Genomic DNA, 15539 nt, shown 5'->3' with positions numbered 1-15539 from the left:
ATCTATTATATTACCGTTTGCTCAGGAATGGTAATAAGGAGTTGAAATACAGATTGTTTGCTATTCAATTTTCAATGCTATTTTGTACTTTAAGGTATCAATATTTTCTTTTTATCAACTAAAAAAAGAACTGTATGAATCCAAACAAGGCATTATGGGAAAAAGGTGACTTCACCCGCATCGCTGAAACTATGAGGGAAAGCGGTGCTGAGCTGGTAGCCAGGCTGGGTATTACCAAAGGGCTTAACGTTCTTGATCTGGGCTGTGGCGACGGCACTACCGCAATACCGGAAGCAAAGCTCGGTGCCCATGTCCTGGGTGTTGACATTGCGCGGAACCTCGTCGAGGCTGGAAACAATCGGGTAAGGGAGGAAGGACTGACAAATTGTGTGTTCCGTGAAGGCGATGCGACGGATTTAAGTAAACTCAAGGACGGAACATTTGACCTGGTAGTCAGTATTTTCGGCGTCATGTTCGCACCAAAGCCTTTGGATGTGGCGAAGGAAATGGTGCGGGTAACCCGCCCTGGCGGAAGAATTATTATGGGAAACTGGATACCGGGAGATCCCACGCTGGTAGCTCAGATCCTGAGGATCAGTTCAGCATACACGCCTCCGCCGCCGGAAGGGTTTATCAGTCCGATGTTGTGGGGTGTGGAAAGTTACGTGATCGAGCGCTTTGAGGCGGCTGGCATAGCAAACGAGAACATTTCGTTCTTTAAAGACACCTTTGTATTTAACGCACCCTATTCACCCGCGGAACTCGTCAGTATGTTCAAAAACTACTATGGGCCGACGATGAACGCATTTGAAGCCGCTGAGAAAAACGGAAAGGCCGCAGATTTGCAGCACGAGCTTGAAGAGTTGTTTAACCGCCAGAATCAGAGTGCCGATCAAAGTAAGACCTCAATCCCCGCCACTTTCCTGCGGGTGACGGTTTCTCGTTGAATATTTTTTGATCTTCCGGATTTACTTATGACATAGGGCTGTCACTACGGCCCTTTTTCTTTGTTGTACAGATAGGATTTCAATCACCCAAAAAGCTATTTTTGGTAAAATTCGCGGCGGATCATGAAGGAAAAGGAGCTGAATACATTTTGTCCTGCGAACCAGCAGCAATGGAGAGCGTGGCTGGCGGAACATCACGATAAGGAAATGTCGGTCTGGCTGATTTACTACAAAAAGAAATCGGCCTTACCGACCCTCACATGGAGTGAAGCCGTGGACGAAGCACTTTGTTTCGGTTGGATAGACAGCCTGGCGAAGCCTTTGGACGAGGAACGGTATATGCAGTTTTTCAGCAGGAGAAAAGCCAACAGTGTCTGGTCGAAAATTAATAAGGATAAAATTCAGAGGCTCACGGAAGAAGGACTGATGATGCCGGTGGGTATCGTCAGCGTTGAAACTGCCCAAAAAAACGGCTCCTGGACGATTCTGGACGATGTGGAAGCGCTCATTGTTCCTGCGGATATGGAGGAGGAGTTCCGGAAAAGACCGGATGTGAAAAGCTATTATTTGGATCTGAGCAAATCCAAGAAACGGTATATTTTACAATGGCTTGTGATGGCCAAACGCCCGGAAACGCGGCTAAAACGCATCGCGGAAGTAATAGCACAGGCAGATCAAAACATGCAGCGGCGTGAAAGCAAAGGATAATATACCGACGCTTGGGATCAATGAATTCAGGATGGACCTGCAAGCTGACAGCAGTTTTCAGTACCATCAGATCCGTGGCGCCCACTTGATTGAAAAACCGCACAAACACGATTTCTTCCTCTTTCTTTTATTTGAAGAAGGAAGCGGTACACATACCATTGACTTTGTTGAACATCATGTTACTGCCAATCAGATCCATCTGTTGTTCCCCGATCAGGTGCATTCCTGGAAGCTCGGAGACGGCACAGTGGCACAGCAGATCATGGTAAGCCAGCGTATTTTTGAAACCTTTACCCACTCGCTGCGGTACGATCTGGTGCACTATCAGAATCACCCGGTGGTGAACCTGTCCCCTCAGATATTCCGGGAGCTTTTGTACGAATTCAAGGCGATAGCATCAGAGCTTACATCAGAAACAATCCTTTGGGATATCATCAGCGCCAGGTGCAGGATTATTGCCCAAATGGTAAGCCGGGAAGCGGAGAAGGCCTTTGAAGATCTGAGAATTTACCACGCCAAGCCTGTATTGTTTGAGTACAATTCGATGATCAATACCCATTTCAGAGAGCAAAAATCGGTGTCTTTCTATGCAGAAAAACTGAATATTTCGCCTAATTATCTTAATATCCTTTGCAAGAGGCATTTCCATGCTTCCGCCACCTCGCTGATCCACAACCGGCTGACCCTTGAAGCCAAACGATTGCTGCTTACGTCCAAAAAACCGATCAAGGAAATTGCCTACGATCTGGGGTTTTATGACCTGGCTTACTTCTCCAAATTTTTTAAAAGTCAAACAGGAATGGGGCCGAGAGAATTCAGGGAGATGTTATAAATCGTACAAGTTATAGCATGAATGCTACCATTTTTTTAGTATATGCCTGCTTAATTTTGTATAAAAATACAAGTTATGGAACCACGATCAATTTCCCGGAAGGGCTTTCTAAAAAGTTCATCTGTGCTGCTTGCGGCAGGCACAGGTATTTTGCAGGCGCCTGCCGCAATTGGTGCACAGCAGTCCCAGTCCGTCAAAGCGGATAGGTCTTATACTTTAAAGAATGTAAGGCTGGAAACCGGTTTCGGGTACGATGAAGATGGTGAAGTGGTCCATACAAAAACGGAACTGTTTAACATTGAAATACATGATGGGAACATAAAGGCCATCCTTCCCAATAAAGCTGATGCAAATGCGATTGACGCCAAAGGATTGCTGATGCTTCCGGCGTTCAGGGATATGCACATTCACCTGGACAAGACATTTTACGGACTACCCTGGAAAGCAAAACTGGCGAAGAACAGAACGGTGAAGGATATGATTGCCTATGAGCAGCAAATAATCCCTGAGCTCCTCAAAACGTCCGTTCCCCGTACCGAAAAACTGATCGAGCTGATGCAGTCTTATGGTACCAACTATGCAAGGTCGCACGTCAATATTGATCCGACTTCCGGCCTTAATTCTTTGAAAAACCTACAAAAGGCACTGGAAAACAAGAAAGAGTCCTTTCAGGCTGAGCTGGTTGCGTTTCCGCAGCATGGGATCTATTATACCAAGTCCGAGGATTTGATGAAAGAAGCTGCTAAAATGGACATTGATTTCATAGGCGGCCTGGATCCTACCAGTATTGACGGTGCCATTGAAAAACACATGGATTTTGTCGTCCAGCTCGCCCTCGACAACAACAAGGGCATTGATATTCACCTGCATGAAAGCGGCGATCCGGGTATGAAAACGATTCATTATCTGATCGATAAAGTGATTGAAAACCCGGTATTGAAAGGCAAAACATTCATAAGCCACAGCTTTGCGCTGGCGCAATTGGATAAAGTGAAAATTGAGGAGACAGCCGAAAAGCTGGCCAACGCAAAAGTTGGAATTGCTTCTACGATACCGTTTGGCAGCACAATTATGCCGATACCCGTTTTGTATAAACATGGCGTGGATGTCGTTGCCGGCAACGACTGTATCATCGACTGGTGGAGTACTTTTGGTACCGGCAGTATTCTGCAGAAAGCAAACCTGGCTGCCCAGCTATATGGATACCGGACAGAGTTTGACCTGTCAAGAATCCTGAAACTGGCCACTCACAATGTTCTGCCGCTGGATGATAAAGGGAACCGGAGCTGGCCAAAGGCTGGTGACCAGGCAGATGTAGTGTTGATAGATGCAAGCTGCTCGGCAGAAGCAGTTTCCAGGATATCGCCGGTTAAATCATTGATACATCGCGGGAAAATCGTATTCTGAAACCATGGGAAATTTACGCTTCATTTTTTCATTCTTTTTCCTGACTTCCTGCTCATCCGCTAATGACATGGACCATAATAAGCCCGAACAGCAAAGTTCTATTATTGAGGCTGTAAAAAACAAACAATATGCTGTTGTAGAGGCAGCATTGAAAAAGGGAACGGATGTAGAGACAAAGGACGAAAACAGCAAATCTCTGTTGCTGATCGCCACCGAAGCCAATGATCTGGAAATGGCCAGGCTGCTTACCGCACACGGTGGCGATGTGAACAGGCAGGACAACCGGCTGGACAGTCCTTTTTTACTGGCAGGGGCCTCAGGTCAAACGGAATTTGTGAAGTTGTTTTTAAGCAAAGGTGCCCGTTTTGATGTTTTCAACCGGTACAATGGAACCGCGCTGATTCCGGCCTGCGAAAGAGGACATGTGGAAGTGGTCAGGATTTTAACTACAACCAAGGGTTTTCCGATCGATCATGTGAACCGGCTGGGGTGGACAGCATTGATGGAGGCGGTTGTTCTCGGAAATGGCGGGAAAAAACATGTTGAAATCGTTGAGCTCCTGATTGGCGCGGGGTGCAATATCAATATTCCGGACAAAGACGGGGTTAGTGCATTGCAGCACGCCAGGTCAAGGAACTTGACGGATATTGCGAAATTGCTGGAAAAGGCGGCCAGGTAGTTGCCGCCGCCGATATTTATTGATAAAACGGACCGCTCAGATAGTTGTAGGACAAGAAACAATGTTCAACGATATGGCCGGCGTTATCGACAACTACCAATACCGTTTCCCCTTTCCAGCCTCCCTGGCTTAAATGCAGGCGAACATAGTTTTTGTCGCCGATCGTAATATGATGGGCAACGGTCAGCCTGCGGGAATTTCGCCTGGCAAACGGCCACCGCGTTTGCGACCGGATCGGCCGGCGAAGCCCTACATAAAAGCGGCTCTGAACATTCTGGCGATAGAAGGCAGAATCCGCTAACTGTTCCGCTTGAACCCGTTTCTGCAGGCCGTCTGATTTGCTGACCGCGTTCAATGAATAACATTTGCTTGCAAACGGTGCCAGTAAAGTCGCATCTTCTTCCACTAAGCCCGTTGAATATGCAGTAATGTCTCCATAAGTTTTGTTGGGCAGCAGGCTATCCGCGTAAAAGTTGATCGCCAGCTGTTCATAGCACAAGGTCTTGGAAGCCAGTTCGTCGGAATCGGTATCAAGGAAATCCAAAGCTGTTGATAAACCGTGATCGACACCTTGTTCCATATCACTTCGCCGATGTACTACTGCGACGTTGGGAGGAATTCCCTTACTTTCATAACTCACGCGCCGGCTACTGACCGTCTGTCCGTCAGATAATGAAATTTCCCAGCCGTTTGGCAGCTTTTCGCCGCGCATCGGTGAAAAAATACCATTGGTATGCTCTCCAATCAGCGTTACATAAGGCAATTCCTTTAAATACAAGGCACAATGGTCGCCTGCACTGATGGTGGAGCCGCTCGTCAGCAGCACTGTCGGTTTGACAAGTTGTTTTCCGTCCGACGGGGTAATGTGATATGCATTCCAGGGGCTGTATTCATGTTTACGTTTATTGATACGGGTGCGGCCATACCCTACCAATCTCTTCACCTGGGTCAGCCGCCCGGCCAGCGCGTCTAAAAAGGCAGGGGAGCCCCCGCCATTGATCCGAATGTCGATAATAAGTCCTTTGACATCGGCAAACTCCGTGACCATTTCATCAAGTTGTTTGTTAAAAACCTCCAGCGGCATACCGCCAAAGCCGTTTAACCGGAGATAGCCATAGTGTTTCGACCGGCAATATCCGCCGATATCGTAAGGCATGCTATTGAATTTTTTCAGTTGTCCAAAACCTTGTTGGTAAAGAATATCAAGCGTGACTTTGTGAAACTGTGCCTGTAACTCTTTGGAAGGGAATTGCTTGTAAAACGGAGCATATTTGGCAGAAGCGGGCAGGTCACCTGTTGGTGAGATCACGACGTGGCCATCTTTGAGCGGGGCCACCATTTCGTTAAAGATCGCTAAGAGCTGTTCCGGTGTTGTCTCTGAATTTACTTTTGGTTTAAAGAGCTTGTACTGTTGTTGCCAGTCAACCTGCCGGGTTTCAAAATGTGCATAATGTTTGTTAAAAAGCTGCCAGAATACTTCAAAATTAAGCTCGGGGCTATTCCTGGGCAATGGCATCGCAGTTGCCGTAACTTGTAACGATAACACAAGGAAGAATACAAAAACCGATCTCATTTTCTGTTCGTTAAATGCAGGATTAAATTAAAAAATGTGCAGCAATAACAGAAACAGAAAGTCCAAAGGGCTGAAATTATTATAATAAATGGCCCAATGGAAAAACTTAAATCTCGCAGGGGTGACATCGCTTCGACAATGTCACCCTCGCGGGGTTCAGCTTTTGTCAAAATATCGTTTTCCAGAGTAAATACATTCCTTCGGGATTGTATGCGGTTATTTCAAACCCAAGGTGGTTTTATAATACTTCACCGTTTGAATCACCGAGGCCAGGTTGCTTGGCTTTTCCTGGCGATCGCGTTCGATAATGATATGTCCGTTGAACTTCTGATTTTCCAGTTCTTTAAAAACCGCCGGAAAATCGATCACGCCGGTTCCTACCACCACATCCACCAGTTTGGGGTCATTGTAAGCTGCGATATCCTTCAAGTGAATAGCGATCACGTGACCTTTCAGTTTTTTCAAGGCATCCACCGGGTTGATCCCGCTCTTGGGCATGTGGCCAAGGTCGGCACAAACCGCAAAATTCGGATGGTTTTTCAAGGCTGCGAGCACTGAATCGGGGTGCCAGTATGCACTCGTTCCTTTCCAGTGGTTATGGATCGCTACTTTAACGCCGTACTTTCCGGCCAGACTGTCGATACTGTCCCACATCCGGACGGGCGGCTCCGCAGTCACATACTTTACATCGAAGTTCTTCGCTACTTCAAATTCCTTTTTCCAGTCGTTCACCGTTTTGCCACCCACGAGGTAAATCGATTCCATTTTCAGGCCCTTTTTTTCCACGAACGCTTTGAGTTTTTTGACGCCAGAAGGAGAAAGGTTCATGATCGCAGAATCTTTCAGTTCGGGGATGGACTTTCCGAATGTAAAGCCTTCTACATATTTCAGGCCTGCGCTGTCGGCCTTGTTGAGCTGTCCTTCGAAAGACGAAGGGTTAAAAGTGTACAAAGCGACACCCAGTTTCCAGGTACGTGGATTATTCCACGTCAATGATAACAGTGTTCCTCCCAGGAGCAGCACAGCGCATAATGAAACAGCTTTTAAATTTAATTTCCCGGTTTTCCCGAATCTTGTTTGCATCATTTTGGGGTTTAGTAAATGGATATCAGCCTCTCAGCATTATGATCATTAAAAGTAGGCAAGGATTCATCATTAATCTATAAGCGGGGATGAATTATTAATCCCTGGTTTTGTGAGGAATATTTGTTTAAAGAGGGAGGAAAGGGAGAAGGGAGTAAGGGGAGAATGGGAATTCAAATATAACTCCCAAATAGCCCAACGGGCTTAAATACCTGTGCCCTAGGGCATCGCGCAGGGTACAGGAGAGAATTTGAAAAGGAGTAAGGGAGAAATGAGAATTCACAATCATAACTCCCAAATAGCCCAACGGGCTCAAATACCTGTGCCCTAGGGCATCGCCCAGGGTACAGGAGAGAATTTGAAAAGGAGTAAGGGGAGAATGGGAATTTAAATATAACTCCCAAATAGCCCAACGGGCTTAAATACCTGAGCCCCGCGGCACCGCCCGGGGCGGAGGAGAGAGAATTAAAAATGTTGGAGGAGGAAAGGGAATGTAAATTACAAAGGTCAGGTATTATGTCGCCCCATTCATATTTGCTTCTTAGCAAAATCCTGCAAATATTCGCATTCCAAAAAAATCATAGAGTATGAAGAATTTAAAAGTTTTGCCTTGTTATGGTGAGGATCGGCGAAAGCCTCCTAATCGCTTCTATGAGCGTTTGGACACCTAAGACAAGGCATTTTTTATCATTTCCAAAAATCATAATTTATGCACACCAACCAAAATGAAGAGTCGGAAGACTCGCTGCGGCTCGCCTATGGCCACAAAGTTCAAGAGTTGCTCTCTCAAAGCGACGCTGCTACCTTGATCGACGATCTCTGGCACATGTACACCGGCTACACGGTGCTTGTTCAGGACGCAGGTCACGATCCCCGTGGAAGTAACATGTTTGTGTCTTTCCGCGACCTGGTATTTTTCTTTCAGGAAATTGGGAAGATGGCAAAAGGGCAGTAAAAAAGAATGACGAAGGAAGGGGTAGCCAGCGAAGAGTGGGTTGTCCCTTCTTTATTTAAGATGCCCCGTTTTTGTGGGAATGCGTCTATTTATATTCTGCCGGTTTGCCAAAAGTTTTGATTCTGCCGGAGTAAGTTCGTCGACCAGCGCATAGCGGCTCGTCCTAGTGATTGCCATTTCGTCCATTGCATCTACCATGTTTTTATAACTGGAACCTGCCGTTGGTTTGATAACTACCGTAAATGTCTCAGCGTTTTCACCTGCATTTCGCCGCATGGAACTGACACGCCGCTGCGCCGCAAAAATAATATTTCTCAACTCAAAGCCGGAATGGGTAGTCTTCAAAGCCGACAAAGCCTTGTCGTCAGTAGCCGCAATTCCGTCCAGATAATGGATATCGTCATTATCACCAAGAAAAATAGTTAATACGTTGGATGCCTTTATTGGCATCGTGCCGTCATCCGTTTTTTTGGGAAAAAATACTGACATCGCCGTAGGGCTGGATAACGTAGTGGTAAGCATGAAAAATGTGATCAGTAAAAAACCAAGATCAACCATAGGAGTCATGTCCACGGCTGTGAGCAACCTGCTGTTTCTTACCTTGCCGAGGCCTGAGATGCGTCCATTTCCGGAAAATTGAATCGTTTCCATAAAGGTTTAATTAAAGTGGGAAGAATGAGTCATAACTAATAGATGTTTCAAATATATATAATTTATTTATATATAAAAATTTCAAGAAAATATTAGTTTTCGCTCCTATCAACTAGCCCAACGGGCTAAAATATTAAAGCCTCGCGGCATCGCCCTGGGCGGAGAAGGATAATTAAAATTGGGAGAAGGAGGAAAGGACGATGGAGGAATGGGGAAATGAAATTTACAAACAAATAGCCCAACGGGCTAAAATGCCTGAGCCTCGGGCATCACCCGGGGCTCAGGAGACAAAATTTCCCATAGGGAACATAACCAATTAGTTAAAACACGAAGTGTTTTTTCTTTTGAGTATAACCAGCCCAATCAATATATCAATTCCAATAACAATCTAAACCTAAAAATCCCCATGGCTAAAACAGACTTCAAAACCATTGATGAATACCACGAGACATTACCGCAGGATGTCCAGGAGAGACTGCAGAGCATTCGTGATCTTGTGCATAAAATAGCGCCTGAAGCGGAGGAAGTGATCAGTTACCAGATACCTGCATTCAAAATCGGCAAGAAATTTTTGATCTATTACGCGGCGTTTGCAAAGCACGTTACCGTTTCCAATCCATGGAGCGATGCATTGCTGGCCGAATTTGCCAAAGAGCTGAAAGGGTTGAAAGTTTCAAAATCGGTGATCCAGTTTCCATCGGACAAGCCGCTACCGGTAGACTTCCTGGAACGACTTCTGAAATTCAGGAAAGGAGAAACTGAAGCAGCGAAGTAGAGCTAAATAATTTTCAACCGCTCTTCCTCCAGATCGATCTGATATAATTGCTGCCGGATGATTTCCTCGTCGATCTGCGGATCTTTGTTCAGTTCTACGAGGTATTCCCGCTGGACTTCGAGCACTTCCACAAAAATGGCTTTTGTCTTGTTGTTCATCCAGCTGTCGTCGGTGGCTTTGGCACGCTCTTCCCATTGTTTCAGGAATTTTTCCATACCGGCATGGCCGTTCAGCTCATTTTCATATTTGGTTTTCAAAAACTGATAGACGTGCTGTTTCAGGCCGCGTTTCATTTCCCGTTTGGTCAGTTCTTCTGATCCTTCTTCGGCCAGGCCGTCAAATAATTCAGTTCGTCTGATAAAATAAGGAAGTGTAAGCCCCTGAACGAGGAGGGTAAGCAGTATAGCCACAAAAGTGATTACCAGAATAATATTCCTGTGCGGGAAAGCAGTGCCGTTGTCTAATGTGATGGGTATAGCCAGGGCAGCAGCCAGCGACACCACACCCCGCATACCAGTCCAGCCGAGCAGCATGGGCATGAGCCAGCGCATTTTGTTGGAACGGGCACGCGGGACCACGCCGGGACGAAAGATCATCGTAGCCAGTAAGGCCGCATAAGAGCTGATCATGCGCGCAGCAATCAGCACGCCAGTCACCAGTACCCCAAACCCGATTGCGGTACGTAACGGAATACCTTCGGTACGCAGGCCTTCCACGATTTCGGGAAGTTCCAGGCCGATGATGAGAAAGACCACGCCATTTAGTATAAACACAAAACTTTCCCAGACACTGAAACTACGGATGCGGCTGGCACTGTCCAGAAACACGAGTCGTCTTGCCGACATATATAAGCCGCCGCTTACAACAGCCAGCACACCCGAACAATGCACTTGTTCAGCCACCCAGTACATAAAATAAGGCTCAATGAGCGTCAGCGCGATGGCCGACTGCGCGTCGAGCGGAAGGCGCTTGTGTGCCTGAACAAAGACCCACGCCAGCAGCAAACCCAGGCCTGCGCCGCCGATCGCCATCCATAGAAAACTCAGGGCCGCCTCCTGCCAGATAAACTGTCCTGTCCCGACAGCCACCAGCGCAAACCTGAAAACGATCAGCGAAGAAGCGTCGTTGAGCAGGCTTTCACCTTCCAGGATCGTCGCAGTGGACCTGGGTATTTTTACAAATTTGGTAATGGCGCCGGTACTTACAGCGTCGGGCGGCGATACGATACCGCCTAGTAAGAACCCGGAAGCAATGGTAAATCCGGGAATGAAATGGTTGGCGACAACGGCAACGGACATTGCGGTAAAAAACACAACCAGGAAGGCAAAGCTGCCAATGATGCGCCACCATTTTTTCATCTCTTTGAATGAGATCGTCCAGGAGGCCTCGAAGAGCAGGGGCGGCAAAAAAATAAAAAAGATAAGATCAGGATTGATCCGCACCATCGGCAGGCCCGGCAGAAAACTGACCAGCAGACCAGCTACAACGAGCAGGATCGGATAGGCAATCTTTAATTTGGTGGCCAGCATGTTCAGCATCACGATGGCCGCTATCATCGCGAGCAGGAATGGTAAAATTGTATGCATCGGCGGAATTACTTTTTGGGTTACCCTAATTAAAGCATAAATCGTGATTGTCGCGCTGGTTATGCTCATATATTAAATCTTATGCAACGCTGGTCAGCCGGTTGGCGTAAGTGATGATTGTAAAATTATCATCCACTTCAAATTGCCTACTAAAATGAAAAGACTCCTGCTATTGCTCGCGATCTGTGGAATTTGGTTTAGTGCCTGCCAGAATAATAGCTCAAATCCATCTCCTGCAACAGATGCTACATCCGGCATCGAAACTTTGGTAGCCTCGGCCGCGAGACTGGCTGTATCGACGGATTCTGTGACCGTAAGGACCTGCAAGGGAAAACTGACCGAGATTGATTCTGCCGACCTGGCGACAACCATAACGGACTATATCAGTTCAACTTATCCGGGTGCGACAGTCAAATATGCTGCGAAGGATGTTTCGGGAAGGGTAGTGGTAGCCATTGTGCTGGCGGACGGAACGATTACCGGCTTGCTTTTTAATGCAGACGGAACATTTGGCAGGGAATTGAAGCAGCATGCCCCCAAAGCCAAGCTGACCAGAATTGACAGTACAGCACTTCCTGTTGCCGTAACCGATTACATTGATGCAAATTACACGGGAGCTGCGATCAAAGAGGCGGCTACCAATGTTGACGGGGAGTACTACGTAGCAATCAAAACCGCCGACGCTGTGAAAGTGTTGATTTTCAACGCCGATGGTACTTTTAACAAAGAAATTGATAAGCCTAACAAAAGACGCGGAAGGCATTAAGATTTACAGCGCCGGTCATCGTGGCCGGCGAATTTTTTTTGACCAAATTCATTTCAAGCCCCAAACTGTTATCGCCAAAACCAACAAAACTGTATCTGCTATTGTGATCTTTTTTTAGCCAATTTTGCCTGCGTACATTATCTCCAAGCGACATGCGTTCAGGCAAAAACCATATATATATTCTCGGATCGGGGGCGATCGGGAAGGCTCTTGCGGTATTTCTCAGGATTTCGGGGCAGAAGGTGACCTTGATCAGGGGCAGTGTGAACGACGGCAGCGTGAAAACGGAAAGAATCAGGGTGGAGATGCAGGATGGGACCGTGAGCGAGGCCGACATAGAAATCAGGACGTTGGACACTTTGCCTGAGATAGACGGCATTATTGTTCTGGCCAATAAGTCGTTTGGAAACCAGCAACTGGCGGTTTCACTGAAAGGAAAAACAGGCAATTCTCCCATTGTCCTTCTTCAGAATGGTCTGGGTGTGGAGCAGCCCTTCGTCGAGCAGGAATTTTCAGAGCTTTACCGCTGTGTATTGTTCGTTACCAGTCAGGCTGTCGACGATCTGACGGTCCGATTCAAGCCGGTGGGTATTAGCCCAATAGGAATAGAACAGGGCAGTTATGATCATTTGGAACATATTGTAAAACAGCTTCATACACCGGAATTCAGCTTCAAAAGTGAAGCAAACATGCAGCATATTATCTGGAAAAAAGCGATCGCAAATTGTGTGTTCAATTCTGTTTGTCCGTTGCTGGAAGCCGATAATGGTATATTTCACAGGAATGCGCGGGCGCTTGAAATTGCCCGTAGGATCATTGCTGAGTGCGTCACGATCGCGAAAATTAAAAACGTCCTGCTGGAACCGATTGAAGTAGAAGAAAGCCTTTTACTCATCAGCAAATCATCCGACGGTCAGCTTATTTCGACTTTACAGGATATCCGAAAGGGGAGAAGAACCGAAATAGATACGTTGAACTTCGAGATCGTCAGGATCGCTGAGAGCCTTAACATCAGCGAAGCTGTCCGGGAAACGAAATTGCTTGGGGAGCTTACTAAAATTAAATCGGAAACAGGGGCCTTGCATTAGTTCATTGGTCTGCCTGTCACCGCGCAGGTTGCAGAATTTTTACAAATGCTGACTATGAGTTACAGGACCTGTTGACTACATTTCAGACCAGCTGGTGACACGTTTTTGAACCGTCGTTTCAATATTTATCTTCACATAACCTATCGTTTCTGTCGGGGGCCAAAGTATCCCTATCGCGGAATGCTATCTGCAGAACATTGACAAAACGCAGCAAGCTGCGAACATTTAGTTCATATATTTTCTACAAAAAATACCGTAAAAATACCTTTACTTCTCCATGTTTTTTCCGGGGTGGATGTAACATCTCCTTTTTATCTTTGTCATGTACACGCTCCCCTCCCGGGGTTTTGTTGGCGCCAGCAAATAAAACAAAGCGTATGCAATCAGGTATTTATCCTCTAGGCTGATGGTTCTAAATCATCACGCTGATCCAGACTCAACATTTGATAATTATAACTTTTAGTAACGTAATTTATCAAAGGTTAAAACTATGGAAGGAAATTTTAAACCATTGGCGGCCAACAAGCCGGTCGCCAGGATCGCCCGTTTTTTAATTTTAGCTTTTTTGTTTCTCACAGGTTGTGAAAAAGGATTGCCGGTAAAAGATCCGGATGTTGAAAAGGAACGCCCGGTTTCGTTTTTAGTTGCAGCGTCGGACATTGATGAATTTGCTGCGAGCCATTTTGAAATCAGTGCCTACACCAGGGCCAATACCCTAAGCCGGGACAATCCAAAAAATGGTAGAACATGAGCATCGACGGAGGTTATTCCGTGGGCTATAATTTCAATGCGATGCCGGTAGAAGTTCGGCAGCAGTGTAGCGGTTTCACCGCGGGTGAACTGCAGGTATCCTGGCTATTGTACAACTTATCTTCAGCCATGAATTCCAGTAACGTTCCGTTGGTTTGCGCTACATTTACGCTACCTGCAAAAATCTCGGATGGATTTAGCTGGGCGGGTTATTCCAAAACCGGTAACTGGACTTCTGATATCGGGATGATGGAAAACGAAACACAATTCGGACGGCCAGTGCTCATGGGGGGAACTACCGCCGGAGCAAATCTGAATGACTCCCATTACTGGGTATGCGACGGATACCACTCCATGAATTATTGTTACTCGTATTCAGGGCTTCCGGAAGATTGCCAATGTACGATCAGTACGTTTCATCACATAAACTGGGGATGGAATGGCGAAGATAACGGATGGTTTACACTGGGAAATCTGAATCCTGGCGGAAGTGGTGCCTACGATAGTTGGCTGAGGGTTCGTCTGGGTGTAAAGCCTAAATAAATAAAATATTAAGTGACTATAAACTTAAAATTTGTGATATATGGATTTTCTTAATCGCCTGTTAAAAGACGTTGTGATTTGCATATTTTTTTTCATCACGACCACAAGCTGCTGGGATCTAAATTCCAAAGATCCATTGTCTACGTATATCATTGGAACCTGGCGTTGGACAAAGACCATGGATGAAAACTACAAGGTGATTGAACATACGTCCCCAGGTAATGAGGCATATTTTGAGAGAATTGGCTTGCCTTACGGTTCTGGCTTTTCCGTTGTTCTGATGTTTTATGAAAATGGTATCAAGGTCGATTCACTTTACATGCCGGATACAGATAATTACAATAGTTCGGTTCAGCATACTAAAACTAATGAGTTGTTTGTGAATTATGTTGATGCGCAAAAGAATCCGGTTGTAGCCCGGTTCAAATTCTTCTTTCCGAAAAATAAGATGAGTCCGAGTAAAATTGAGTTGAATATTCAGAAAAACACATCTCAATACAAGCCGGAAGCGGATACGGTGATAGCTCAATACATCAGAGAAGTTATGTAGTGAGGGTTTTTATAAGGGCGAGCTGCTCAGCCCGCCCTTTTCTCAATTCGTTAAGCTATCAATTTCATGCTGGAACATGCCGCACATGAGCTCCGGCATGAAACCGGTGTACCTGATCACACGACAAACATCCTTGGCCGATGGGCTCCAGTCGGTAGAGGGGCGGATGTAGTGCAGGATCAGTCGGTGAGCAGTCCCTCGATGGCGAGCGGGTCATTGCAACTAAACATCCATTGCATCGTAAACGATAACTTTCTCCCACAGGTGACTGCAATCCTTAATGAACTGCTGATGGATAGGGTGGGTCTGGTAGGTGGCCTGGCCGGCAGTGTTCTCAAAAAACATAAGCTCAGATACTCCCCAGCTATTATCAACTACATCGCGTTTTTCCGTACTGGCAACAACCCCGATGCGGAGTTCTTTAATTGTTTCAATCTTTCTCAAAGTTTTTAATCCTTCAATGATCCTGTCGCGATCTGCAACGGAGTTTGGGTTTTTAAGCCAAAAAAAGACGTGATGGACAAGAGGATATTTGCTTTTTTGCACGCTCGGTGAAAATGCTGTTGCAGCCGCAGTTCCCGCTGCCAATGCTACCGAGGTTGTGATAAATTTACGACGAGTGTTGCTCATGTCTTTCTTTTTAGAT

Annotated in this window: 17 protein-coding genes; 12 read left to right on the top strand and 5 right to left on the bottom strand. The window is 46.2% G+C overall.

Annotation, left to right across the window (positions count from 1 at the left end; all coding sequences use genetic code 11):
* Positions 1-134: 134 nt before the first annotated feature.
* The 5 genes from FBF61_RS23860 to FBF61_RS23840 all read left to right on the top strand — a co-directional run bounded on the left by FBF61_RS23860 (position 135) and on the right by FBF61_RS23840 (position 4573).
* The gene (locus FBF61_RS23860; RefSeq protein WP_138482039.1) at positions 135-947 is read left to right on the top strand and encodes a class I SAM-dependent methyltransferase; all 813 of its coding nucleotides are present in this window, start codon (positions 135-137) and stop codon (positions 945-947) included.
* A gap of 123 nt (positions 948-1070) precedes the next feature.
* On the top strand, positions 1071-1655 hold the full coding sequence (locus tag FBF61_RS23855) for a YdeI/OmpD-associated family protein (protein WP_138482037.1): 585 nt from the start codon (positions 1071-1073) through the stop codon (positions 1653-1655).
* Positions 1639-2487 carry an AraC family transcriptional regulator gene (locus FBF61_RS23850; RefSeq protein WP_229215187.1) on the top strand — a complete coding sequence of 283 codons (849 nt, stop codon included), beginning with the start codon at positions 1639-1641 and terminating at the stop codon, positions 2485-2487. The genes FBF61_RS23855 and FBF61_RS23850 overlap by 17 nt, the downstream gene beginning before the upstream one ends.
* 75 nt (positions 2488-2562) lie before the next feature.
* Positions 2563-3894 carry an amidohydrolase gene (locus tag FBF61_RS23845; RefSeq protein ID WP_138482035.1) on the top strand — a complete coding sequence of 444 codons (1332 nt, stop codon included), beginning with the start codon at positions 2563-2565 and terminating at the stop codon, positions 3892-3894.
* A 4-nt stretch (positions 3895-3898) separates the two neighbouring features.
* Positions 3899-4573: an ankyrin repeat domain-containing protein gene (locus FBF61_RS23840; protein WP_138482033.1), complete on the top strand. Its 675-nt coding sequence runs from the start codon at positions 3899-3901 to the stop codon at positions 4571-4573.
* 16 nt (positions 4574-4589) lie between these two features.
* Here FBF61_RS23840 and FBF61_RS23835 read toward each other — a convergent pair whose 3' ends face one another.
* The gene (locus FBF61_RS23835) at positions 4590-6146 is read right to left on the bottom strand and encodes a S41 family peptidase (RefSeq protein WP_138482031.1); all 1557 of its coding nucleotides are present in this window, start codon (positions 6144-6146) and stop codon (positions 4590-4592) included.
* A gap of 216 nt (positions 6147-6362) precedes the next feature.
* Complete coding sequence (locus FBF61_RS23830) at positions 6363-7232, bottom strand: sugar phosphate isomerase/epimerase family protein (protein ID WP_229215186.1); 870 nt, start codon at positions 7230-7232, stop codon at positions 6363-6365.
* Between the two features lie 706 nt (positions 7233-7938).
* Between FBF61_RS23830 and FBF61_RS23825 the strand changes: the two genes are divergently transcribed.
* Positions 7939-8184: a hypothetical protein gene (locus FBF61_RS23825; RefSeq protein ID WP_138482028.1), complete on the top strand. Its 246-nt coding sequence runs from the start codon at positions 7939-7941 to the stop codon at positions 8182-8184.
* A 51-nt stretch (positions 8185-8235) separates the two neighbouring features.
* Here FBF61_RS23825 and FBF61_RS23820 read toward each other — a convergent pair whose 3' ends face one another.
* Entirely contained in the window at positions 8236-8835 is a 600-nt protein-coding gene (locus FBF61_RS23820) for an ExbD/TolR family protein (protein WP_138482026.1), read from the bottom strand.
* Positions 8836-9241: 406 nt separating this feature from the next.
* Between FBF61_RS23820 and FBF61_RS23815 the strand changes: the two genes are divergently transcribed.
* Positions 9242-9610: an iron chaperone gene (locus tag FBF61_RS23815; protein WP_138482024.1), complete on the top strand. Its 369-nt coding sequence runs from the start codon at positions 9242-9244 to the stop codon at positions 9608-9610.
* Positions 9611-9612: 2 nt separating this feature from the next.
* Here the strand turns inward: FBF61_RS23815 and FBF61_RS23810 are convergent, their stop codons facing one another.
* Positions 9613-11196, bottom strand: a complete 1584-nt coding sequence (locus FBF61_RS23810; RefSeq protein WP_138482022.1) for a Na+/H+ antiporter — start codon at positions 11194-11196, stop codon at positions 9613-9615.
* 154 nt (positions 11197-11350) lie between these two features.
* Here FBF61_RS23810 and FBF61_RS23805 point away from each other — a divergent pair, with 154 nt between their 5' ends.
* From FBF61_RS23805 to FBF61_RS23785, 5 genes are all read left to right on the top strand, one after another.
* Positions 11351-11962 carry a hypothetical protein gene (locus FBF61_RS23805; protein ID WP_138482020.1) on the top strand — a complete coding sequence of 204 codons (612 nt, stop codon included), beginning with the start codon at positions 11351-11353 and terminating at the stop codon, positions 11960-11962.
* 152 nt (positions 11963-12114) lie between these two features.
* Positions 12115-13050, top strand: a complete 936-nt coding sequence (locus tag FBF61_RS23800) for a ketopantoate reductase family protein (RefSeq protein ID WP_138482018.1) — start codon at positions 12115-12117, stop codon at positions 13048-13050.
* 490 nt (positions 13051-13540) lie between these two features.
* Complete coding sequence (locus FBF61_RS23795) at positions 13541-13801, top strand: hypothetical protein (protein WP_138482017.1); 261 nt, start codon at positions 13541-13543, stop codon at positions 13799-13801.
* Positions 13798-14343, top strand: coding sequence for a C10 family peptidase (locus FBF61_RS23790; protein WP_138482015.1), 546 nt, complete (start codon positions 13798-13800; stop codon positions 14341-14343). The genes FBF61_RS23795 and FBF61_RS23790 overlap by 4 nt, the downstream gene beginning before the upstream one ends.
* A gap of 40 nt (positions 14344-14383) precedes the next feature.
* Positions 14384-14893, top strand: coding sequence for a hypothetical protein (locus tag FBF61_RS23785; protein ID WP_138482013.1), 510 nt, complete (start codon positions 14384-14386; stop codon positions 14891-14893).
* A 222-nt stretch (positions 14894-15115) separates the two neighbouring features.
* Here FBF61_RS23785 and FBF61_RS23780 read toward each other — a convergent pair whose 3' ends face one another.
* Positions 15116-15523, bottom strand: coding sequence for a Dabb family protein (locus FBF61_RS23780; protein WP_138482010.1), 408 nt, complete (start codon positions 15521-15523; stop codon positions 15116-15118).
* Between the last annotated feature and the right edge of the window lie 16 nt (positions 15524-15539).

Origin of the sequence: Dyadobacter bucti (assembly GCF_005869225.1) — a bacterium.
Lineage (GTDB): Bacteria > Bacteroidota > Bacteroidia > Cytophagales > Spirosomataceae > Dyadobacter > Dyadobacter bucti.
This window is presented reverse-complemented; position numbering and strand designations above follow the sequence as displayed.

Bases quoted from the DNA above. Each gene is read 5' to 3' on its own strand.
- FBF61_RS23860 (WP_138482039.1), top strand. From the start codon at position 135: ATGAATCCAAACAAGGCATTATGGGAAAAAGGTGACTTCACCCGCATC.
- FBF61_RS23855 (WP_138482037.1), top strand. From the start codon at position 1,071: ATGAAGGAAAAGGAGCTGAATACATTTTGTCCTGCGAACCAGCAGCAA.
- FBF61_RS23845 (WP_138482035.1), top strand. From the start codon at position 2,563: ATGGAACCACGATCAATTTCCCGGAAGGGCTTTCTAAAAAGTTCATCT.
- FBF61_RS23840 (WP_138482033.1), top strand. From the start codon at position 3,899: ATGGGAAATTTACGCTTCATTTTTTCATTCTTTTTCCTGACTTCCTGC.
- FBF61_RS23835 (WP_138482031.1), bottom strand. From the start codon at position 6,146: ATGAGATCGGTTTTTGTATTCTTCCTTGTGTTATCGTTACAAGTTACG.
- FBF61_RS23830 (WP_229215186.1), bottom strand. From the start codon at position 7,232: ATGATGCAAACAAGATTCGGGAAAACCGGGAAATTAAATTTAAAAGCT.
- FBF61_RS23825 (WP_138482028.1), top strand. From the start codon at position 7,939: ATGCACACCAACCAAAATGAAGAGTCGGAAGACTCGCTGCGGCTCGCC.
- FBF61_RS23820 (WP_138482026.1), bottom strand. From the start codon at position 8,835: ATGGAAACGATTCAATTTTCCGGAAATGGACGCATCTCAGGCCTCGGC.
- FBF61_RS23815 (WP_138482024.1), top strand. From the start codon at position 9,242: ATGGCTAAAACAGACTTCAAAACCATTGATGAATACCACGAGACATTA.
- FBF61_RS23810 (WP_138482022.1), bottom strand. From the start codon at position 11,196: ATGCATACAATTTTACCATTCCTGCTCGCGATGATAGCGGCCATCGTG.
- FBF61_RS23805 (WP_138482020.1), top strand. From the start codon at position 11,351: ATGAAAAGACTCCTGCTATTGCTCGCGATCTGTGGAATTTGGTTTAGT.
- FBF61_RS23800 (WP_138482018.1), top strand. From the start codon at position 12,115: ATGCGTTCAGGCAAAAACCATATATATATTCTCGGATCGGGGGCGATC.
- FBF61_RS23795 (WP_138482017.1), top strand. From the start codon at position 13,541: ATGGAAGGAAATTTTAAACCATTGGCGGCCAACAAGCCGGTCGCCAGG.
- FBF61_RS23790 (WP_138482015.1), top strand. From the start codon at position 13,798: ATGAGCATCGACGGAGGTTATTCCGTGGGCTATAATTTCAATGCGATG.
- FBF61_RS23785 (WP_138482013.1), top strand. From the start codon at position 14,384: ATGGATTTTCTTAATCGCCTGTTAAAAGACGTTGTGATTTGCATATTT.
- FBF61_RS23780 (WP_138482010.1), bottom strand. From the start codon at position 15,523: ATGAGCAACACTCGTCGTAAATTTATCACAACCTCGGTAGCATTGGCA.